At 72.9% G+C, this 21,945-nt stretch carries 16 protein-coding genes; 7 read left to right on the top strand and 9 right to left on the bottom strand.

All coding sequences use genetic code 11. From position 1 onward, the window contains the following. Nucleotides 1-55 precede the first annotated feature (55 nt). The 4 genes from QQX13_RS02765 to QQX13_RS02780 all read left to right on the top strand — a co-directional run bounded on the left by QQX13_RS02765 (nucleotide 56) and on the right by QQX13_RS02780 (nucleotide 3,417). Nucleotides 56-1,756, top strand: coding sequence for a putative bifunctional diguanylate cyclase/phosphodiesterase (locus QQX13_RS02765; RefSeq protein ID WP_301120301.1), 1,701 nt, complete (start codon nucleotides 56-58; stop codon nucleotides 1,754-1,756). Beyond that, nucleotides 1,753-2,277 (top strand): type II toxin-antitoxin system PemK/MazF family toxin, encoded by a 525-nt coding sequence (locus QQX13_RS02770; protein WP_301120299.1) that lies wholly within the window; start codon nucleotides 1,753-1,755, stop codon nucleotides 2,275-2,277. The genes QQX13_RS02765 and QQX13_RS02770 overlap by 4 nt, the downstream gene beginning before the upstream one ends. Before the next feature lie 75 nt (nucleotides 2,278-2,352). Beyond that, nucleotides 2,353-2,613 (top strand): 30S ribosomal protein S20, encoded by a 261-nt coding sequence (rpsT, locus tag QQX13_RS02775; protein ID WP_062299184.1) that lies wholly within the window; start codon nucleotides 2,353-2,355, stop codon nucleotides 2,611-2,613. A 123-nt stretch (nucleotides 2,614-2,736) separates the two neighbouring features. Then, nucleotides 2,737-3,417 carry an EAL and HDOD domain-containing protein gene (locus QQX13_RS02780; RefSeq protein ID WP_301152444.1) on the top strand — a complete coding sequence of 227 codons (681 nt, stop codon included), beginning with the start codon at nucleotides 2,737-2,739 and terminating at the stop codon, nucleotides 3,415-3,417. A 21-nt stretch (nucleotides 3,418-3,438) separates the two neighbouring features. On the opposite strand, the gene holA is transcribed toward QQX13_RS02780, so the two are convergent. The 5 genes from holA to leuS form a co-directional block, all read right to left on the bottom strand. After that, nucleotides 3,439-4,428 (bottom strand): DNA polymerase III subunit delta, encoded by a 990-nt coding sequence (gene holA, locus QQX13_RS02785; RefSeq protein WP_301120292.1) that lies wholly within the window; start codon nucleotides 4,426-4,428, stop codon nucleotides 3,439-3,441. A gap of 5 nt (nucleotides 4,429-4,433) precedes the next feature. Next, complete coding sequence (locus tag QQX13_RS02790; RefSeq protein WP_301152445.1) at nucleotides 4,434-6,758, bottom strand: ComEC/Rec2 family competence protein; 2,325 nt, start codon at nucleotides 6,756-6,758, stop codon at nucleotides 4,434-4,436. Beyond that, on the bottom strand, nucleotides 6,755-7,435 hold the full coding sequence (locus QQX13_RS02795) for a ComEA family DNA-binding protein (protein ID WP_301120288.1): 681 nt from the start codon (nucleotides 7,433-7,435) through the stop codon (nucleotides 6,755-6,757). Before QQX13_RS02795 ends, QQX13_RS02790 begins: the two co-directional genes overlap by 4 nt. A gap of 135 nt (nucleotides 7,436-7,570) precedes the next feature. Beyond that, entirely contained in the window at nucleotides 7,571-8,431 is an 861-nt protein-coding gene (locus QQX13_RS02800; RefSeq protein ID WP_301120286.1) for a DegV family protein, read from the bottom strand. A 3-nt stretch (nucleotides 8,432-8,434) separates the two neighbouring features. Next, nucleotides 8,435-10,936, bottom strand: a complete 2,502-nt coding sequence (gene leuS, locus QQX13_RS02805; protein WP_301152447.1) for a leucine--tRNA ligase — start codon at nucleotides 10,934-10,936, stop codon at nucleotides 8,435-8,437. Between the two features lie 218 nt (nucleotides 10,937-11,154). Here leuS and QQX13_RS02810 point away from each other — a divergent pair, with 218 nt between their 5' ends. After that, on the top strand, nucleotides 11,155-12,546 hold the full coding sequence (locus QQX13_RS02810; protein ID WP_301120282.1) for an S-layer homology domain-containing protein: 1,392 nt from the start codon (nucleotides 11,155-11,157) through the stop codon (nucleotides 12,544-12,546). An 80-nt stretch (nucleotides 12,547-12,626) separates the two neighbouring features. Continuing rightward, nucleotides 12,627-14,333 (top strand): S-layer homology domain-containing protein, encoded by a 1,707-nt coding sequence (locus QQX13_RS02815; protein WP_301152449.1) that lies wholly within the window; start codon nucleotides 12,627-12,629, stop codon nucleotides 14,331-14,333. Between the two features lie 28 nt (nucleotides 14,334-14,361). Here the strand turns inward: QQX13_RS02815 and QQX13_RS02820 are convergent, their stop codons facing one another. Genes QQX13_RS02820 through QQX13_RS02835 form a run of 4 tightly spaced genes read right to left on the bottom strand, consistent with a single transcriptional unit; the run spans nucleotide 14,362 to nucleotide 21,177 of the window. Next, the gene (locus QQX13_RS02820) at nucleotides 14,362-17,787 is read right to left on the bottom strand and encodes a glycosyltransferase (RefSeq protein WP_301152450.1); all 3,426 of its coding nucleotides are present in this window, start codon (nucleotides 17,785-17,787) and stop codon (nucleotides 14,362-14,364) included. Between the two features lie 35 nt (nucleotides 17,788-17,822). Further along, complete coding sequence (locus QQX13_RS02825) at nucleotides 17,823-18,659, bottom strand: transglutaminase family protein (protein WP_301152451.1); 837 nt, start codon at nucleotides 18,657-18,659, stop codon at nucleotides 17,823-17,825. Further along, nucleotides 18,656-19,579 (bottom strand): alpha-E domain-containing protein, encoded by a 924-nt coding sequence (locus QQX13_RS02830; RefSeq protein ID WP_301120274.1) that lies wholly within the window; start codon nucleotides 19,577-19,579, stop codon nucleotides 18,656-18,658. Before QQX13_RS02830 ends, QQX13_RS02825 begins: the two co-directional genes overlap by 4 nt. After that, the gene (locus QQX13_RS02835) at nucleotides 19,573-21,177 is read right to left on the bottom strand and encodes a circularly permuted type 2 ATP-grasp protein (RefSeq protein WP_436968548.1); all 1,605 of its coding nucleotides are present in this window, start codon (nucleotides 21,175-21,177) and stop codon (nucleotides 19,573-19,575) included. The genes QQX13_RS02830 and QQX13_RS02835 overlap by 7 nt, the downstream gene beginning before the upstream one ends. Nucleotides 21,178-21,290: 113 nt before the next feature. Between QQX13_RS02835 and QQX13_RS02840 the strand changes: the two genes are divergently transcribed. Beyond that, entirely contained in the window at nucleotides 21,291-21,911 is a 621-nt protein-coding gene (locus tag QQX13_RS02840) for a PH domain-containing protein (RefSeq protein ID WP_301152452.1), read from the top strand. Nucleotides 21,912-21,945 lie beyond the last annotated feature (34 nt).

Genomic DNA, 21,945 nt, shown 5'->3' on the forward strand with positions numbered 1-21,945 from the left:
CGATACATAAGGGCGGAGGGGGCGTCACCGTGGCGCCACGGCAGAGAGGGATGTCATGTCCGAGACCCCGCTGTACGGGCCCGTCTTCGACGGCTCGCCCATCGGCGTGGCCGTGCTGGGCGCCGACGGCGCCATCATCGAGGCCAACCCCGCCTTCGCGCGCCTCCTCGGGCGCTCGCCCATGAGCCTGCGGACCTACCGGCTGCGGGACCTCACGCATCCCGACGACGTCTCCCGCGACGAGGAGCTGCTCGCTCAGCTCGCCGACGGCGGGCTCCCCTACTTCCAGGCGCAGACGCGGCTGGTGCACCGCACCGGCGACGCCGTGTGGACCCGGCTGTCGGTCTCACCCGTCGCCGAGCCCGGCGGTCCCGCGCGGTTCGTCGCGCACATCGAGGACGTCACCGAGGTCCGCCGCGCCAAGGACCTGCTCGAGCGTCGCGCGCTCTACGACCACCTCACGGGCCTCGCGAACCGCACCCTGCTGCTCGAGCAGCTCGGCGCCGCGCTCGAGCTGCGTGGCGGCGACACCACGACCGTGGCGTGCATCTTCCTCGACGTGGACCACTTCAAGCTGGTGAACGACTCGCTCGGGCACGAGGCAGGCGACACCCTGCTCCAGGAGATCGCCCGCCGGATCCGGGTCGCGGTCCGCCCGGGCGACCTGGTCGCCCGGTTCGGCGGCGACGAGTTCGTGGTGGTGCTCGAGGCGGCCGCCAGCGTCGCCGCCGCCGAGGCGCTGGTCACCGTGATCGCGGCCGAGGTGCAGGCGCCGGTGGTGGTCTCCGGCCACGAGGTGGTGCCGACCGTGAGCGCGGGCCTCGCCTTCGCCGAGCCGGGCGTCACGCCCGAGACCCTGGTGCGCAACGCCGACACGGCGATGCACGCGGCGAAGCGCCGCGGCCGGGCGCGGGTCGAGGTGTTCTCCCCCGACCTGCGCCATCACGCCCTCACCAAGCTGTCGATCGAGTCGGAGCTGCGCACCGCGATCCGCGAGGGCGAGCTCGTGGTGCACTACCAGCCGATCGTCCGGCTCGACACCCGCGAGACCGTGGCGTTCGAGGCGCTCGTGCGCTGGCAGCACCCGAACCGAGGGCTGCTCATGCCCGAGGAGTTCATCGAGGTCTGCGAGGAGGCGAACCTCGTGGTGCCCCTGGGCGCCTTCGTCATCATGGAGACGTGCGAGCTGCTCGCCGCCCACCCGGAGTTCCCCGGACGGATCTACGTCAACGTCTCGACGCGTCAGATCGGCTCCGCCGACCTGACGCGCGTGGTGATGCACGCGCTCGAGACCACCGGCGTCGACCCGTCCCGGCTCGGGCTCGAGATCACCGAGTCCGGGATGCTCATCGCCACCCAGGCCGCGCGCACGGACCTCGACGGCCTGACCCGGCTCGGCGTCGACCTGGTGATCGACGACTTCGGGACCGGCTACTCGTCGCTGAGCTCCGTGCTGCTCAACCCCGTGGCGGGGCTCAAGCTGGCCCGCGAGTTCACGCTCCGGCTCGGCGACCGCTCGACCGGCGATCGCATCTCGGGGACCGTCGCCCAGCTCACGTCGAACCTCGACCTCTACGGCGTGATCGAGGGGATCGAGTCCGAGGCGCAGCGGGCGATGGCCATCGAGCACGGGTGGACCCACGGCCAGGGCTTCCTCTTCGGGCACGGTGTGCCCGCGGAGCGACTGGCGTTCTCCCCCGACGGCCACGTGTCCCTCACCGACGACGAGCACGGCACGATACCGTCGGCCGGGTGAGCCGCACCTCCTGGACCGACCTGCTCCGGCGCATCGTCGCCGCGATCCGCACCACACCGGCGCCGGGGAGGCGCGCCGGGGCGCAGACCCCTGCGGCGCGTGCCGCACGCACCGCGGCCTACCCCGGCGACTTCACCGGTCGACCGCGCGTCGCGTACCGCCCGCAGCTCGACGGCGATCCCGACCCCGGCGAGGTCGTGTGGACCTGGGTCCCGTTCGAGGAGGACCACGCGCAGGGCAAGGATCGCCCCGTCCTCCTGATCGGGCACGACGGCCCGTGGCTGCTCGCGCTCATGCTGTCGAGCAAGGACCATGACGCCGACGCCCGCGACGAGGCGCGCTGGGGCCGGTACTGGATGGACATCGGGTCGGGTCCATGGGACAGTCGGGGGCGCCCGAGCGAGGTCCGGCTCGACCGGATCATCCGGGTCGACCCTGGGGCCGTGCGGCGCGAGGGCGCGGTGCTCGATCGCGCGACCTTCGATCGGGTCGCGGACTCGCTCAAGAGGCACCATCCCTGATATGATTTCCGTTCGTGTGTGAGCGCCTGCTCGCGCTCCACCCCGAAACTTTCCCAGAAACGCAGAAGGAACGCTGTGGCAAACATCAAGTCGAAGATCAAGCGCATCGGCACCAACGAGAAGGCGCGCCTGCGCAACGTCGCCGTCAAGTCCGAGCTGAAGACCAACGTCCGCAAGGTGCGCGAGGCCATCGCCGCCGGCGACAAGGCCTCCGCCGAGACCGCCCTCAAGACCGCCTCCGTCAAGCTCGACAAGGCCGTGTCGAAGGGCGTCATCCACAAGAACCAGGCCGCGAACCGCAAGTCCGCGCTGGCGAAGCAGGTCGCCGCGCTCTGACGGTTCGAGCACCCGACGCCCCGATGCGCCCCTGGCGCGCCGGGGCGTTCGTGCGTTCGGGCTGAGGAGCATCGTCCGAGGCAGATGCTTTCATCCTCGACCTTCGTGGACTAGTGTCAAGGTGTGGCCTCCCCCCACGGTCTCCGCCTCTGGCACCCCCCGCACCTGCCGCGCCACGGCACCGGCAGCGCGATCGGCCGCCAGCCGATCGTCACGGCCGGCCGCGCCGTCCGCGGCTACGAGCTGCTCTACCGAGCCCCCGGCCACCACGGGCTTCCCGTCGACCGGTGGCCGGCACGGTTCCAGGACCGCGCGACGGAGCACGTGATCGCGTTCGACGCCCGGGACGGGCGCGCCGTCGCGGCACCGCACCCGTCCTTCATCAACTTCTCGCGCTCCTACCTGCTGAACGAGCCCGGCACCATGGGATGCGATCCCGCGCGCGTGGTGATCGAGGTGGTCGAGTCGGCCCACGCCGACGCGACGCTCGTGCGCCGGCTGATGGCGCTCCGGGACCTGGGGTTCCGCCTCGCCCTCGACGACTTCGTCGGCACCGAGTCGCAGCTGACGCTGCTGGGGCTGGTCGACTTCGTCAAGATCGACGTGCGCGACCTCACCCGCCAAGGGACGCGCCTGGCCGACTCGGCACGCCTCCACGGCGCGACGCTGATCGCCGAGCGGGTCGAGGACCAGCCGATGCTCGAGCTGTGCGCGCGCTCGGGCTTCGACCTGTTCCAAGGGTTCCTGTTCGGCGAGGTCGAGGTCATCGAGCGTGCCGGCGTGGCCGACGAGGGGGCGGCGTAGCGCCCCGTCCCGACCGGGGCGTCAGCGCCCCGACGCGAGGGAGGCCACGGTGCGGACCGCCCGCTCGAGCGCGAAGCCGGGCGCGCGCGACGCCCCTTTGATCTCCGCGTCCGCCTGCGCCACGGCCTGGACGGCGAGCGCCAGGGACTCGGCGTCCCAGCGCTGCAGCTCGCGACGGGCCCGATCCACCTGCCACGGCTGGATCCCGAGGTCCTTGGTCGGGTCGAGGCGCCGTCCGCGCGCGGCGCCGACCTTGATCAGCGTGCGCAGCTTGCTCGCGAGCGCCGCGACCAGGGGCACGGGGTCGGTGCCGGTCGACAGGGCGTGACGCACGAGGGCGATCGCCTCACCGCCCTTGCCGGCGATGGCCGCGTCCGCGACGGCGAAGCCGGTGGCGTTGACCCGCGTGCCGTAGTAGCGGGCGACCACCTGCTCGTCGATCGGCCCCGACACGTCGCTGATCAGCTGGGCGCACGCCGCCGCGATCTCCGCGACGTCCGAGCCGATCGCGTCGACCAGCGCACGCACCGCGCGCGCGCCCGTGGGCCTGCCCGCGCGCTCGAACTCGCCGGCCGCGAAGTCGACCAGGTCCGCGTCCTTCTTGATCGCCGGGCACGTGTACTCGGGCGCGTTCCCCTTGCGCAGGGTGTCGAGCAGCTTCTTCCCCCGCACCCCGCCGCCGTGCAGCAGGACGACCACGCACTCGGGATCCGGTCCCGCCACGTACGCGAGCGAGTCCTGCAGGAAGTCGTCGCTCATCGCCTCGACCGCCTCGACGATCACGAGGCCCGGCTCGGCGAACAGGGAGGGGCTGGTGGCCGCCTGAAGCTGGCCTCGCGAGTACCCCGCGGCATCGAGCCGGGTGATCTCGATCTCCCCTCGCTTGCGCATCGCCGCGACGATGCGCTCGACCGCACGCGAGGCGAGCACCGCCTCGGGGCCGGACACCAGCACCACGGGAGCGGGCGCCGCACGATGCCACGTCGCCTCCACCGCCTGTCTCGCCGCCACGGGGACTAGCCTGCCACGCCGCTCGGACACGGCCGGACCAGCCCGACTCCCCCGCCGACCGGCGCGAGCAGGATGTCGCCGCAGAGGTCGGTGCGCAGCACCGGAGTGCCGGCGAGCAGCGCCAGGGTCGCGGGCGCGGGATGGCCATGGCGGTTGCCCTCCCCCGCGGAGATCACGGCGACGCGTGACGCGACCGCCGCGACGAGCCTCGGGTCCTGCACCGCCGAGCCATGGTGGGCGACCTTCAGCACGTCGACCGACAGCGCCGCGGAGGTGGTCGCGAGGCCCGACAGCAGCCGCGCCTGCCCGTCGAGCTCGAGGTCGCCCAGCGCGAGCGTGGCGAGCCCGCCCGCGCCGGAGGAGGCCTCGATCAGGGTCACGATGCTCGAGTCGTTGAGCGCGGTCCCATCGCGGCTCGCGGGCACGGGGCCCGCCTGCAGCACCGTCACGGCGACGCCGCCGAGCACGGTCCTCGTGCCGGCGTCCGGCGCCGGCCTCGCGTGTGCCGCGCCACGTGCGTCGGCCACCGTGGCGGCGCTCGCCCCGGGAGGGAGCCAGACGTCCCGCACCGCCACCCGCCTGGTCAGCTCCTCGACTCCGCCGACGTGGTCGTCGTGATCATGGGTGAGGATCAGGAGGTCCACCGCGCGCACGCCGAGCCGCCGCAGGCAGTCCCCCGACCCGTCGCCCGGCGGTCCCGCATCCACCATCACCACGGCGCCCCCGGCGCTCACCACCAGCGCGTCACCCTGGCCGACGTCGCAGGCGGCGACCATCCACCCGCGCGCGGCGCCTCCGAGCGCGGGCGGGAGCAGGCCGGGCGCCACGACCAGGGCGATCAGCCCGAGGTGCGCTCCGAGCGCCAGGCGCGGCGCGACGCCCGCGAGGGCAAGAGGCGCGGCGGCGACCAGCGCCAGCACGGCGCCGGCGACGCCGCCGGGCCATCGCAGGTCGCCTCCCGGGGCCGCGGCGAACGCCCGCGCGGCGAGCGCGATCGGCCATGCCGCCCAGGAGGCGAGCTGTGCACACGCGGCTGCCGCGACCGGAGCGGCCGGAGCGACCACGAGCGCGGCGAGGCCGAGGAGGGTCACCGGCGCGGCGAACGGCGCGGCGACAGCGTTGGCGGCGACCGCCCACGGGCCCACATCCGCACCGATCGACGCGAGCAGCGGGAGGCAGGCCGCCTGCGCGGCGACCGTCATCGCGATCGCGTGCGCCAGCCACCCGTGGAGCCGCCGCGACAGCGGCACGGCGAGCGCGGGCGCCACGACCCCGATCGCGAGGACCGCGGCCACGGACAGGGCGAAGCCCAGGTCCGAGGCGAGCCGGGGCGAGACCACCACCAGCACTGTGACCACGGCGGCGAGCGCGGGAACCGCCCGCGACGGGCGGCCGACGGCCAGCGCCGCGGCGGCGACCGCGGCGGTCCCGACCGCGCGCGCCACCGACCCGCCTCCGTCGACCACGGAGGCCAGCGCGAGGGCGCTGCCGACCACCGCCACGGCGATGACGGCGCGGGCCGCGCGTGCCCGCCGTGCGACGGCCACCACCGCGCCCGCCACGATGGCGAAGTGCGCGCCGGAGACCGCCGTCAGGTGGGCGAGGCCGCTCACCCGGAGCTCGGCGAGCTGCGCGGCCGGCACCGCGGCGTCGTCGCCCGTGACCATGCCGTGCACGAGCCCGCGGGTCGGCTGCGGGAGACCCGAGGCGGCGAGCGCGAAGCCGGACCGCGCCCGGACCACCGCGGCGGACCACCCCGCGGGCGGGTCCCGCGCGAGCACCACCGCGTCGCGCACCAGCGCGGCACGACGCGGCGTGGCGCCGGAGACGACCCTGCCGGCCACGACGAGGGTGTCGCCCACCGCGGCCTCCACCACCGCCTCGCCCGGCACGCCGCCCGCGGCGTCGTCGAGCGCCACGCCCACCGCGCCCGACGCGGCCGCCCGCGATCCCTCCGCCTCGCGACCCCACGACGCGGCGGAGAGCTCGACCCACGTCGAGCCCGCTCCTCCGCGCACCTCGAGGACGCGTCCCTCGAGGACGATGCGGTCGCCCACCGGCGCCCATGCGCGCGCATCGGCCGCGGCCACCGCCGTGGCCATGGCGGCAGATCCGGCGACCGCCGCCACGACCGCCGCCGCGGCGGCCGCGCGGGTGCGGCCGGCCGGCTCTCCCGGCCGCCGTCTCCGCAGACCCGCCGCGCCGATCACCAGGACGACGGCCAGGCCGACGATCGCCCACCGCCGGGGCGCGGGCCCCGCCACAGCGAGCAGCGAGCCCGACCAGGCCGCGACCGCGGCGGGCACCAGGCGCGCATCGTGGCCGTTCACCCGACGGTCGCGACGTCGGCGATGCCCGCGAGGATCGCGGGCCCGACCCCGGGCACCCGTCCCAGGTCCTCGACCGTCGTGAACGGCCCGTTGGCCTCCCGATCGGCGGTGATCCGCGCGGCCAGCACCGGGCCGACCCCCGGCAGCCCCTCGAGCGCGGCAGGGTCGGCACGGTTGAGATCGATCCTCCCGTCGGCGACCGCCTCACCCTCGACGGCGACCACGACGTGCTCGCCGTCCTGGACGGGCCGGGCGAGGTTCACGCTCGACTCGTCCGCCGCCGCCAGCATCCCGCCCGCGGCCTCGACCGCGTCCGCCACCCGTGCGCCTGCCGCGAGCTCGACGAGCCCGGGCGCGGCGACCGACCCGCTCACATGGACCAGCACCCGCGCGTCGGCGCCGGCGGAGGAGGACGGCACGAGCGCCGGCGAGGAGACCGAGGCGTCAGGGAGGGGGACGGCCCCGGGATCGCGCAGGCCCCACCACGCTACTGCGCCGACGAGCACGATCACGACGACGGCGGTGGCCGCGGCACGCGGCTCGATGCGCCAGCGGGCGCGACCGGCCGCCGCGCCGCGCGACTCGGGCTCGACCCCATGCGTGCGCGCGTAGGCACGCTGCGCCGCCTGCTCGAGCCCTCGTGCCCATCGCGCCTCGACGGCGTCCGCATCGTCCATGCGGCGACGCTAGGGCGGCGTCCCCGTCGCCGGGCCCTGCGGCACCCGACACGGGGATCGCTCGGTGCAGCGCGACGGCCGGGGACATCTCACCCGGTCGCGCGCGGCGCTCAGCCACGCCGCGCGAACGAGCGGTCAGCCGGGCGGCGCGTCGAGCGTCGCCAGCGGCGCCACCATCGCGGCCACCGTCCCCGGGCCGGTGTGCGCCGCGAGCACCGCGCTGACGGGTCCGTCGACCGCCAGATCCGCGGCCGAGCCGTCGACATCGAGCTCCCAGTGCGCACCCGCGTGCAGGACCGCGAGCCCCACCGGCGCCCCGAGGCCGCGCGCCGATGCGAGCGCCGCCCCGATCTCCTGGGCGATCGCCGACCTGGCGCGCGCGCCGGAGCGGGCTCGCGACCGCGGCGCGATCCGGCCGTCCTCCACCGCGAGCACCGGGCGGATCCCCAGCACCCTGCCGGCGGCGGCCACCGCGGGGCCGATGCGTCCCCCGCGGCGCAGATGGTCGAGGGTCTCGACGGTGAACAGGCAGGTCGACCGCTCGGCGGTCCACCTCGCGGCGGCGGCGACCTGGGCGAGCGTGCCGCCCGCGGATGACGCGCGAGCCGCGGCGATCGCCGCGAGCCCCTGCGCCATCGCCACCGTGCGCGAGTCGACGACCTCGACGGCGAGGCCGCCGGCGGTCGACGCCGCGACCGCCGAGGCGTAGGTCCCGGACAGCTCGGACGAGAGCGTCACGACCACCACGCCGCTCGCCCCGGCGGCCGCCTCGGAGCGGATGGCCTCCAGGAACGCCTCGGACGACGGCTGCGACGTGGTGACGTCGCACCCGGCCTCCAGGTGCGCGATCACCTGGTCGGGCGTGATGTCGACGCCCTCGAGGAAGGGCTCGCCGTCCACGATGATCTGCATCGGCACCACCCGGATGCCATGGCGTGCCGCGACCTCGGCGGGCAGCGAGGCCGCCGAGTCCGTGACGACGCCGATGCCAGCCATGGGTCAGGCCGTGACGATGTTGACCAGCTTGGGCGCGCGCACGATGACCGTGCGGATGCCCGCGTCGCCGATCGCACGCACCGCGCCCGGTGCCGCGAGCGCGAGCTCACGGAGCTCGTCCTGGCCGATGCCCGGGGGAACCTCGAGGCGGTCCCGCACCTTGCCCATCACCTGGACGATGCAGGTGACGGTCTCCTCGACCAGCAGCGACTCGTCGACGGCCGGGTAGGTCGCCAGCGCCACGTCCTGGTGGCCGAGCATGCTCCACATGTCCTCGGCGCAGTACGGCGCGAAGAGGCTGAGGAGGATGGTGACCACCTCGGAGGCCTCGCGGACCGCCGGGTCCGCGGGCCCGGCGCCGCCGTCGATGGCCTTGCGGGTGGCGTTGACCAGCTCCATGACGCGCGCGACCACGACGTTGAACTTGAAGCCCTCGACCAGCTCCTGCGACTCGGCCAGGGTCCGGTGCGTGACGGCCCGCAGCGCGGCGTCCCCGGTCGCCGGGTCGACGCCCGGCTCGGAGGTCACATCGCGGGCGAGGCGCCACGCGCGGGCGAGGAACTTCGCGGACCCGGCCGGCGAGACGTCAGCCCAGTCGATGTCGTCCTCCGGCGGCCCGGCGAACGCCATGGTGAGGCGGATCGAGTCGACGCCGAACTCGTCGAGCTGCTCGGACAGGCGCACCAGGTTGCCGCGGGACTTCGACATCGCGGAGCCGTCCATCTGGACCATGCCCTGGTTGAGGAGCGCGGAGAAGGGCTCGCCGAAGTCGATCATCCCCATGTCCCTGAGCGCCTTGGTGAAGAAGCGCGCGTACAGCAGGTGGAGGATCGCGTGGGTCACACCGCCGACGTACTGGTCGATGGGCGCCCAGCGCTTCGCCTGGACCGGGTCGAACGGCCCGTCGGTCTTCTGGGGAGACAGGAACCGCAGGAAGTACCAGGACGAGTCGACGAAGGTGTCCATGGTGTCGGTGTCGCGCAGGGCGGCACCGCCGCAGGTCGGGCAGGTGGTGTTCACCCAGTCCGTGGCGGCCGCCAGCGGCGACTGCCCCTTGGGCTTGAGGTCGAGGCCCTCGGCCGGCGGCAGCGTCACGGGGAGCTGGTCGTCGGGGACCGGGACCTCGCCGCAGGTCTCGCAGTGGACGATCGGGATGGGCGTGCCCCAGTAGCGCTGGCGCGAGATGAGCCAGTCGCGCAGGCGGTAGTTCGTGGAGGCGTGGCCGGTGCCGGCCGCCTCGAGCTCGGCCGTGATCGCGGCGATCGCCTCAGCCTTCGCGAGGCCGTTCAGCGCCTCCGAGTTGACCAGCACGCCGTCGCCCGTCGCGGCGACGCCCGTCTCGACGGGGTCGCCGAACGGCTCGCCCGCATCGTCCCGGCAGTCGAGGACCACCCGGACCGGCAGGTCCATCGCGCGAGCGAAGTCGAGGTCGCGCTGGTCGTGAGCCGGCACCGCCATGATCGCGCCGTGACCGTAGTCCGCGAGGACGTAGTCCGACGCCCAGATGGGCAGGCGCTCGCCGTTGACCGGGTTGATGCCGTAGCGCTGCAGGAACACGCCGGTCTTCGGCCGGTCGGTGGAGAGGCGGTCGATCTCGTTCTCACCCTTGACGCGCTCGACGTACGCCGCGAACTCGGCCCGGGTCGCGTCGTCCGCGCCCTCGGCCAGCTCGGCCGCGAGGTCGGAGTCCGCCGCGACCACCATGAACGTCGCGCCGTACAGGGTGTCGGGGCGCGTCGTGTAGATGGCGATCGGCTCGTCGCGGCCCTCGATCGTGAACGACACGTCGGCTCCCGCGGAGCGGCCGATCCAGTTGCGCTGCATCGCGATCACCTTGGACGGCCACGAGCCGCGCAGGTTCTCCAGCTCGTCGAGCAGCTCGTCGGCGTACTCGGTGACCTTGAAGTACCACTGGGTGAGCTTCTTCTTGGTGACCGCGGTGTCGCATCGCTCGCACAGCCCGTTCACGACCTGCTCGTTCGCGAGCACCGTCTGGTCGTTCGGGCACCAGTTGACCTGGCTGGGCTTGCGGTAGGCGAGGCCGCGCTCGAACAGCCGCGTGAAGATCCACTGGTTCCAGCGGTAGTAGTCGGGACGATGCGTCATCAGGACGCGGTCCCAGTCGAAGGAGCACGCGTAGCGCTTCATCGACGCCTTCTGCTGCGCGATGTTGTCCTCGGTCCAGCCGGCGGGGTCGACCCCGCGCTTGATCGCCGCGTTCTCCGCGGGCAGGCCGAAGGAGTCCCAGCCGATGGGGTGGAGGACGTTGTAGCCCTTCTGCACCCAGTGGCGCGAGATCACGTCGCCGAGGGCGTAGGCCTCCGCGTGGCCCATGTGAAGGTCGCCCGAGGGGTACGGGAACATGTCCAGCACGTACTTGGTGGGACGCGCATCGTCCTCGCGGCCCGAGCGGAAGGGCTGGCGCTCCTCCCACACGGGGAGCCAGCGGTCCTCGATGGCGCGGAAGTCGTAGCGGTGCTCGTCGGTCTGGGGCGTCTCGGTCACCCCAGGATTCTAGCGAGCGCTCGGGACCCCTCGATATGACCCCGTCGGAGGCCTCGGGAGCGCCCTCGCCGCGTGACATTCCTCACACGTGTCGCACAGTTCGGGCCGGACGTGGCCAAAGTCACACCGTTATCGGCTTACATACCAGCGCCAATGTGCCGTTAATGGTGCCGGACAGATCGCCCAATCACTCTCCAACCGGGCGTGAAGGAGGCACCATGCAGCACACGTTCCGCACGCGTTCGACGCGGCTCCTGGCCGCCTTCGGCGCGCTCGCCCTCGCGGTGACCATCCCCGTGGCCACGGCGCCCGCGGCGCAGGCGCTCACCCCCTCGAGCCTCCTGCTGGACCTCACGAACGACTACCGGGCCTCGAAGGGCCTCTCGGCGCTGCACTGGAACACGGGCGCGGCGAAGGTGGCGCAGACGTGGAGCGAGAAGATGCTCGCCGAGGGTCGGATGTATCACAACCCGAACGTGTTCTCGCAGATCCCGTCGGGCTGGACGGGCGCGGCGGAGAACGTCGGCTTCGCGTGCGGCTACTCCTCCGCCGCCGCCGCGGCCAAGGCGATCATGAAGGCCTGGATCGCGTCGTCCGGGCACGAGAAGAACCTGCGCGGCTCGTACACCGACATCGGCATCGGCTTCGCCTGGGACTCGTCGACCCGATGCGCGTACACGACGCAGGACTTCGCCAAGTACTCCGGCACCCCGTCGACCTACTCGATCTTCGGCACCGTGAAGAACAGCTCCGGCGGCGCCGCCGCGAACGTGAAGGTGTACGCGCGCAAGGGCACGTCGACCTACACGGCCACCACCGACTCGACCGGCAGCTACTCGCTGACGGGGCTGCCCAAGGGCACCTACACCCTCCAGTTCTCCCCCGCGTCCACCTCGCAGCGGGGCGAGTTCTACACCGATGCCACGGCCAAGGCCTGCGCCTCCCGGATCTCGCTGTCCAAGGACAAGGTCGGGCTGACCACGAAGCTCTCGAGCTCGTCCGCGCCGACGGTCGACGGCGAGGTGCTGATCTGCGACATCGCGGCCGACAAGTCGTCGACGTACTACTCCGCCTTCGCCGACGAGATCCAGTGGCTGGCCGACGAGGGCGTGACCACCGGTTGGGACAACGGCTACGGCGCGAAGGTCTACAAGCCCCTGTCGAGCGTGACCCGCGAGGCGATGGCCGCCTTCATGTACCGCCTGGCGGGCTCCCCGAAGATCACCGGCTCCGACAACTTCGTCGACATCTCCGGCACCGCGTTCGAGGACGAGATCACCTGGCTCGCCGGCCAGGGCATCACCAACGGCTGGAGCAACGGCGACGGCACCGCGGACTTCCAGCCGAAGTCGAAGATCTCGCGCGAGGCGATGGCGGCGTTCCTCTACCGCTACGCGGGGTCCCCGTCGTACACCGCACCCTCGACCTCGCCCTTCGTCGATGTGAAGCCCTCCTCGATGTTCTACAAGGAGATCTGCTGGCTCGCCTCGACCGGGATCAGCACGGGCTGGAGCCTGTCGAACGGCAAGAAGGAGTACCGCCCGTCCTCGTCGATCACCCGTGACGCGATGGCCGCGTTCCTCAGCCGCTTCGACGCCAAGGGCCTCTGAGCATCGCGACCCGCCTCCGCCCGAGGCCGCGGTGACGCGATGCTGATCGACCGGCCTCGTGCCGCACGGGGAACGTGCCGATGACAAGGATGCGCCACGCGACCGCTGGCGCCGACCAGGAAGGGAGCTCCGCGAACGTGAAGCCGGCGCAGCCGCAGTGGCGATGGGTCCGCGCCCAGGCGCGGACCCTCACCGTGCTGGCGGCCTCCTGCGCGCTTCTGATCGGCACGTTGCCGAGCGGCGCCGAGGCCTCCGACGGACCTCTCGACCCGGATGCCGCCGCGAGCGCCTCCCCCGCGGCGGAGCCCCAGGCCTCGTCCACCCCCGCGCCCTCCGCCTCGACCGAGCCGGACACGGGCCTCACCTCGGCACCGGAGCCGGCGGCGACCGCATCCCCGACGCCGTCGCCCGAGCCCTCCGCATCCGCCTCCCCTGATCCGACGGAGGCGCCGACCGAGGACGCCCCGGCCGAGCAGGTCGAGCCCGAGCCGGAGCCGGCCGACGACTCGCCGCTGGTCGGCGTGCTCTCCGCGACGTCCGCCGTGTTCACCGACGTGTCCGCGATCCAGGGCGCCACGACGTACTCCCAGTTCGCGACCGAGATCGCGTGGATGGCCGAGACCGGGATCTCGACGGGCTGGGTCACGGCCGACGGAAGCGCCCAGTACCGGCCGACGGAACCGGTCAGCCGCGACGCGATGGCCGCGTTCCTCAACCGCTTCGCCGGCTCCCCCGCGTTCGCTCAGCCGTCGGTGTCGCCGTTCGTGGACGTCCCCACCTCCCGGCAGTTCTACCGCGAGATCACCTGGCTGCGCTCGGCCGGCGTGACCACGGGCTGGACGACGGCGACCGGCGTGGAGTACCGGCCGACGAAGTCCATCACGCGCGACGCGATGGCGGCGTTCCTGTACCGGCTCGCGGGCTCGCCCGACTTCACCTTCCCGACGACCTCGCCGTTCGTCGACGTCACGGCGAGCACGCCGTTCGCCAAGGAGATCGCGTGGCTCGCCTCGGCCGGCGTGACCACAGGCTGGTCGACGTCGAGCGGGGCGCAGTACCGGCCCCTCGCCTCGATCACCCGCGATGCGATGGCGGCGTACCTGTACCGGCTGGACGCGGCGGGGATCATCGACCTGTCGGCGGCGCTCGGGACCACGCTGCGGCACACCACGGTGTACGTGTACGTGGCCACGACGCTGAACCTCCGCACCGGTCCGGCGACGACCTTCGACGTCGCGCGACAGGTCGCGGAGGGGACCGCCCTCGTGCCGACCGGCACCACCCAGGACGGATGGATCCAGGTCACCGTGGACGGCGAGCTGCTGTGGGCCTCGAGCTACTACCTCGTGGGCCGTCAGGGCGCCGCGGTCACGCGGATCACCTCCCTGTACGAGAACGGCCGGCTTCCCGAGGAGGAGCTGTGCACGCTGTCCTGGGACGCCGTGGAGTCGCTCGAGTGCGACGCGGCCTTCGACCTGGAGATGCTCAACATCGAGTTCAGGAACCAGTTCGGGTTCGACCTGCCGCTCAACGACTCCTACCGCGACTACGACACGCAGGTCCTGTTCAAGGCCGTGTACGGCGATCTCGCGGCCAAGCCCGGCACCTCCAACCACGGGTGGGGCATGGCGATCGACGTGTCGACCTCGCGGCTCCCCGGCGGCACGGGCGGCGCGGCGTACGCCTGGCTCACCCAGCACGTCGGCGTCTACAACTGGGTCCTGCCGGCGTGGGCGCGCCCGACGGGGACCAAGCCCGAGGCCTGGCACTTCGAGTACACCGGCTGACGGGGCCGGGTCGCCCTCCGCGGGCCGGTCAGGGGAGCTCGGCGAGCACCTCGAGCCAGACTCTCCGGGCCCCGAGCTCGGCGGGGATCTCCAGGCGGTAGGCACCGGGATCCCTGAGGAAGTCGCCCAGCTCCGGCAGCTCGAACAGCTGCGCCTTCTGGCGGAAGTACGCGCTGGCGCCCATCAGGTAGGCGGGCACCCCCATGAAGCTGGCGAAGAGCGCCGTGTGGTACGACGAGGACAGCGCGAGATCCACGTCGAGCACGGGTCGCAGCGCGTCGGGAAGCCCCGCGCCGAACCGGTACTCCAGCGACGCCTTCGCGATGTCGATCACCTCGAAGCGGGAGAAGGGCATGTCCTCCGCCAGCGCCGCGACCGTGTCCAGCGTGTCCCGGACGTCGAGGCGCGGGTCGTCGTAGGCATGCAGGAGCAGGAGCTCGCAGCCGGGCAGCTCCTCCGCGACCTGGCGCAGGACGTCGCGCCACAGGTCGAGCGCCACGTCTCCCCCGGCGTAGTCCGAGGTGTTCATGTGGACGGCGACGCGCGTGGGGCCGTCGCGGCGCACGTGACCGTCACGGGCGCGCGCCCAGTCCTGGAAGGTCTCGGTCAGGTCGTCGAAGGTGAAGCGCACCGGCACGTCGAGCGCCTCCGTCGCGAGAGCATGCGAGACGTGGTCGCGCAGCCCGACGCTGACGATGCGGTGGTGGCGGGCGAGCTCCGTGAAGCCGGCGAGCGCCGGCACGTCCACCTGCAGGCCCGAGAACAGGATCGGGGCGCCGCAGCCCGACGCGACCGCGTCGATGACCGGGAAGTGCTCGCCGCCCCAGCGGGCGTTGAGATAGCCGCCGCCGACCACGTGCACGAGCGTGCCACCGGCAGGCGCGGGGATCTCGACGAGGCCAGCGCCGCGGACGTCGACCGCGGTGGTCGAGACGAAGACGACGTCGTCGGCCGGGTACCAGGCCTCGAGCTCCGCGGAGCGCCCGGCGGGAAGCGCCGCGTACGCGGGCATCACCAGCGTGGTGCGGCGGCCCGCGCGACCCGCCCAGTACGCGAGGATGTTCTTGGTCTGGAGGATGTCGCCGAAGTTCGAATGGCCGTTGGACCCCGTGTACACGACGACATCGGCGTCGCGCGCCGCCAGCCGCTCCGCCGCCTCGGGCGACGCGAACCAGCGCACGCCGAGCCGCGCCCACGCACCGGGCCCGGTCACGCGCGGGAGGTAGCCCGGCAGCCGCTCGAGCGTCCGGTCGAAGGCGGCGCGCGACGAGGTCTGCTCCAGGCGGGAGCGTGCCGCCGCGGCGCGCGCGGCGACCTCGTCGGGCGCGTCGCGGAGCAGGTGGACGCGGTCGAGGTAGCCGGCGATGCCCTCCTCGGGATCGACCGGGAGCCCGGTGTCCGCGTCGAGCGCCTCCCCCACTCCGCCGACCAGCGGCGCGATCACCGGCAGGCCCGACGCCATGGCCTCCAGCATGACCATGGGCACACCCTCGTAGTCGGAGGTCATCAGGAGCGCGTCGTAGCGCTCCGGGTGGGCGCTCGGGAAGCCGTCCCGGTAGGCCTCTCCCCGCACCGCGACGCCGGCGAGCGCGCGGTCGAGGTGGTCCTGCCAGTCGGGATCCGAGCCCACCAGGGGCTCGCCGATGATGGTGATCTCGACGTCCGCGCCTTCCGCGGCGAGCGCCTCGGAGATGTCCGCGAGCCGGTCGAGTCGCTTCTGGAGGTCGAAGCGGCCGACCCACAGGAGGCGCAGGGTGCGTCCCGCCGGGGCGGCCATGCCCGCGCGGGCCTCCGCCGAGGGCGCGAGCGCCGCCGTGTCGACCACCGTGTGCACGGTGAACAGCTCCCGCGGGATCCCCTGGGTCTCGACGACGTGGTCGACGAAGGCCTCGCTGTCCGTGAGGATCCCGGTGAAGCGGTCGAAGTAGTCGCGGGAGCGGTTGTAGAGGAAGGACCACTCCGAGCCGTCGTCGAAGCGGTCGACCACGAAGGTCTGGGCGTAGACGCGGCTGTGCCGGGCGATCTGGACGCCCCAGCGCTCCATCATCCAGAAGCCGCGCTCGGCATTGTTGATGTGGATGGTCTCCGGCCGGAGCTGCGCGCAGACCATCGCGAGCACCTGCTCGAGGAACTCGGGCCACAACCGGAAGCGGCCGAGCTCGACCACGGTCACGCCCTCGGGCAGCAGGTGGAGGTGCTCGGAGGGCTCCTCCTCCGTGGTGATGAGCGCGATGGAGGCGTCGGGCCGAAGCCGTCGCACCGCGTGGATGTGCTCGAGGAGCATCCGGTCGCCGCCGCTCGCCCGCACCCACAGCCCCACGAAGAGCACGTCGACGCGCTCGGGCAGCTCGTCGATCGCGGTCCAGTACGCGGCCCGGTCGGGCACGGATCGCTCGTCGTGGTCGGCGCCGTCCACGACGTAGGAGGCGAGATGGCGCTCGACGGGGGTGCGCAGCAGCGGCTGAAGACGATGCGCGTCCTGCCAGTCGGCGACCTCCTCGGGCGCCAGGGCGGCCAAGGGCGCGGGCACCGCCGCATCGTCCGCCGGCCGCACCACCCTCGCGGCCGCGCGCGCGGCCCGCCCGGCGAGCCCGACCGCGCGATCGACGACGGGCGACGCGCCACGCACCGCGCCGATCACGGAGCGGGCTCCGCGCCCGGCCGGCGTTGCGCCGCCGAGCCGCGCGGCGAGGCGGGGCGCCTCGGCCGCGGCCAGCTCCTTCGACCGGAGCAGGTCGTTGCGCGGCAGCAGCGATCCGCGGTGTGCCTCCGCGAGCGACGCGGACGTGCGCGACCAGTAGTAGAGGGACGTCCCCGGAACGGTGAGGTGAGGCACGCCCGCGGCGACGGTCTCGCAGTTCCACGCCCAGTCCTCCGGGCCGAACCCCTCCCAGGGGCGGCACTCGCGGTACGGATGCGCCTCCCAGACCTCGCGGTCCATGAGCGCGAAGGCGTCCCAGGCGTTGCTCCAGGCGAGGGTGCCCGGCTGGAAGGCGGGCGAGTCGGTGCCGGTGAGGGGCCACACCTCGAGCCGCTCACCGAACCGGATGATGCGCTCGGGATGCACGATCGCGGGCTCTCCTGCCGCCGCGAGGCGCGCGAGGCCCGCCGTGATCCAGGCGGCGGACGGGAGGTTGTCCGCGTCGAGCACGCCCACCACCGGGGCGCTCGACGCGGCGATGCCGGAGTTGCGGGACAGCCCCAGGTCGCCGTGATCGACGTCGACCACCAGCGTGGCGGTCGCGAGCTCCAGCGCCCCCTCCGCCACCAGCGAGTCCACCTGCTCGACGGTGCGGCGGTCGGCGCGGTCGCGCACGATCACCACCTCGACGCCGATGCCGTGCTCATGGGCATGCGCGATCGCGCGCGCGAGACCCCGCACCGTCGGGATCATGAGCCGCCCCTCGCGATGGGTGGTCACGACGACGGCTGCGGCGGGCACGGGGGAGGTCACCGAAGAATGCTACCGGCGAGCCCGTCGACGTCGCCTCAGGCGGTCTGGGTGATCGCGACCTTCACGTCGAGCTCGGTGGTGCTGCCCGCCACCACGCCGGTCAGCGGCGGGATGTCCGTGTACTCCCGGGCGCGCGCGACGATCACGTGGTGGTCCCCCACCTCGCGATCGTTGGTCGGGTCGAAGCCGTACCAGTCCCCGGTCCACCACTCGACCCAGGCATGCGACTCCCCGACCACCGTCTCGCCGATGTCGGCGTCGCGCTTCGGGTGCAGGTAGCCCGACACGTAGCGCGCCGGGATCCCGATGGACCGCAGCGCGCCGATGGCCAGGTGGGCGAAGTCCTGGCAGACCCCCGAGCGCGCGTCCCAGGCCTCGAAGGCCGGGGTGTGCACGGTGGTCGCGCCGGGCACGTACTTCATCTCCTCGTGGAGGAAGTCGCAGATCGCGTGCGCCGCGCCGTCGGGGTCGAGGCGCCCGGCCGCGTCCTTCGCGAACGCCGCGAGCTCCTCGGTGGGCTCGACGGTGGGGCTCAGGCCGAGGTACTCGCTGAGCAGGTCCTGGAACCGCGGTCCGGCGAGCGTTTCCCACGACGCGCGGTCCTCGCGCGCCGGCTGCCCGGTCACCTCGACGATGCTCGAGCTGGACACCGTCAGGCTGTCGTGGGGCTGGAGCACCTCGAACACCGCGACCTCCGCCTCCCAGTAGTCGCGGTACGTCGACCGCCACGTGAGCGGGGAGATCTCGATCTTGGAGTCGAGGACTCGCTGACGCGGCAGCCACGCCGGCGTCAGCCGGGCCTCGTTGTACGAGGACACGATGGGAGTGGCGTAGCGGAAACGGGTCCGGTGCTCGATCTTCAGCGTGCTCACAGCGCCTCCTGGCTCCACAGCACGGTCGACGCCGGCAGGAAGTAGCGGTCTCGGATCAGGTCGGAGGCGGTGGCGCAGGCGCGCTGCACCTCCTGCATCTGCGCGGGAAGGTCGTCGAGGACCTCGCGCACGTCGCGGTACTCGAGGTTGGTGCGGGCGCGGCCCAGGGCGAGGCGGGCCCGGTCCGACAGCGCGCGCGAGTTCGACGCGCCCTCGATCAGCCCCAGCGTGTCCTCCGCCTTCTGGAGGCTGTAGGCGATCGAGCGCGGGAACAGGTGGTCCACCAGCAGGAACTCCGCGGCGCGCTCCTCGGTCACCAGCGCGCGCACGGTGCGCAGGTAGGCCTCGTGTGCGGAGCACGACCTCAGGAGCGTGGTCCAATTGGGGCCGGTGGTTCCCTCGAAGTGACGGGTCATGAGGAGGCGCGCGATCATGTCGGCGCGCTCGAGCGAGCGGCCCAGCTCCATGAAGTGCCAGGCGTCGTCGCGCGACGTGGTCGCGGAGTGGAGCCCCCACACCACCGCGGCCCGCTCGCGCGCCCACACGAAGTACTCGTGCGGACGGGCCGCGGCCGTCCAGCGGGGCAGCTGGTTGCGCGTGGTGTTGAGCGACTCCCACACCTCGGTGCTGATGACCTCGCGCGCCCGGCGCGCGTTCTCGCGCGCCGCCGCGAGCGTCCACGCGATGGACGACGACTGCTCGGGGTCGAACGCGAGGGTCGCCAGCACGTCGGGGCGCGACACGGGCGTCTCGAACACGCAGTTCATCACCGACAGCAGCGATGCGTTGGCGCTGGGCTCGTCGACCCACGGGTCCTCGAGCAGCACGTTGAGATGGACGTCGAGCAGGCGCGCGGTGTTGTCGGCGCGCTCGACGTAGCGCCCGATCCAGAAGAGCGACTCGGCGATGCGGCTCAGCATGATGCGCCCCCGTCCTCCGCCTGCTGCTGTTGCTGCTGCTGTTGCTGCTGGCCGTGCTCGATGTCGTCGGGGTGGGCCGCCTGCGGGACGGCGCCGATCCCGGCGAGCTCGACGCGGGACTCGGGCGGCGGCGACGCCTTGCCGCGCTGGCGCACCCCGCCGAGCACCCACGTGTCCTTCGAGCCGCCGCCCTGCGACGAGTTGACGATCAGCTGGCCACGCGCGAGCGCCACGCGGGTCAGGCCGCCCGGGAGCACCCAGACGTCGTCGCCGTCGTTGATCGCGAACGGCCGGAGGTCGACGTGACGGGGCTCGAGGCCGTCGTCCGTGAGCGTCGGCACGGTGGAGAGCTGGATGACCGGCTGGGCGATCCACCCGCGCGGGTCCTCGCGGATCTGGGAGCGGACCTGGTCGAGCTCCTCCTTCGAGGCCTTGGGGCCGATGATCACCCCCTTGCCGCCGGCGCCGTCGACGGGCTTCACCACCAGCTCGTCGAGGCGGTCCATGACCTCCTCGCGCGCGTCCGGCTCCTCGAGCCGCCAGGTGTCCACGTTGGGCAGGATCGGCTCCTCGCCCAGGTAGTAGCGGGTCAGCTCAGGCATGTACGTGTAGATCAGCTTGTCGTCGGCGACGCCGTTGCCGATCGCGTTGGCGATGGTGACGTTGCCCATGCGGGCGGCGTGGACGATGCCGGGGGCGCCGAGGGCGGAGTCCGGCCGGAAGGCCACGGGGTCCAGGTAGTCGTCGTCGACGCGGCGGTAGATGACGTCGACGCGCTTGCGCCCCGCGGTGGTGCGCATGTACACGCGGCCGTTGTGGGTCTCGAGGTCGCGCCCCTCGACCAGCTCGACGCCCATGGTGCGCGCGAGCAGGGAGTGCTCGTAGTAGGCCGAGTTGAAGACGCCGGGCGTCAGCACCACGATCGTCGGGTCGTCGACCCCGTCGGGCGCCGACTTCGCGAGCGCCGCGCGCAGCCGCTGCGAGTACTCGAGCACGGGGCGCACGCCCATCGCGCCGAACATGTCGGGGAACATCTGCGACATCGCGCGCCGGTTCGACAGCACGTAGCTCACGCCGGACGGGACGCGCACGTTGTCCTCGAGCACGCGCCAGATGCCGTGCTGGTCGCGCACCAGGTCGATGCCCGACACGTGCACGCGCACGCCGTTGGCCGGGTCGATGCCCGATGCGGCGCGGTAGAAGTACTGCGAGGTCGCGATCAGACGGCGCGGCACCAGGCCCTCGTTCACGCAGTGCTGCGACCCGTACACGTCCGCGAGGAACGCCTCCAGGGTCTTGACGCGCTGCGCGACGCCGGGCGAGATGATGTCCCACTCGTCGGCCCCGACCACGCGGGGCACGATGTCGAGCGGGAACGGCCGCTCCTCGCCCGCATGGTCGAAGGTCACGCCCTGCGCGAGGTACGTCGACGCGAGCGCCTCGGCCCGCGAGTAGAGATCGTCGCCCGAGAGGCGATCGATCTCGTCGTACACACGGGCGTAGGGCTCTCTGACCTTGCCCTCGATGTCCATGGCCTCGTCCCAGGCCTGGACAGGGGCGTATCCGGTCCACGGAGTTGGCGATTCCTTGCCGCTCATGGCCCCACCCTATCCGCGGCATGTTTCGTGTCCATGTGCGCGGCGTTTCACCGTCGCACGCCCCTCATCGCCCCCCCTATGCCGCGGACCGCACGCGCCGATACGCTCGGACCATGGCCTACCCGCGCAACCTGCTCTCCCCCGGCGAGACCGTCGTCATCGACAGCCACCCCCATTGGAAGGCGCTGCTCGGGCCCGTGATCATCGCGCTGCTGGCGGTGGCCGCGATGATCACCACGGCCGTGTGGACCGGGAACGCCGCGATGAGCGACACCGCCCGCACCACGATCCTGATCGTGGTGGCGGTGGTGCTCGGGATCATCGTCATCTGGTGGGCGCTGTCCCCGTTCATCCGCTGGTTCACCACCCACTTCGTGGTCACGGACCGCCGCGTGATCTATCGGTCGGGCGTCTTCACCAAGAGCGGCATCGACATCCCGATCGCGCGCATCGCTACGGTGCAGTTCCGCCACGGGATGATCGACCGGATGTTCCGCACCGGGAAGCTGATCGTCGAGTCGGCCTCGGACGACCCGCTGGAGTTCGACGACATCCCCGACGTCGAGAAGGTCCACGCGCGCCTGTACGAGATCATCATCGACACGATCGAGTCCGACGACGACCGGCGCGGCTCGCGCGAGACGCCGACCGCCCCGCCGGTCGCGCCGCCGGCGGCGCCTCAACGGCCGGCGACACCGCCGGCACCGCCGCAGGAGCCGGGCCCGACCGCCTGACCGCGCGCCGCGCATCGTCCCTGGTTAGCCTGAG

The sequence above is a fragment of the Demequina lignilytica genome (genome assembly GCF_030418375.1).
GTDB lineage: Bacteria > Actinomycetota > Actinomycetes > Actinomycetales > Demequinaceae > Demequina > Demequina lignilytica.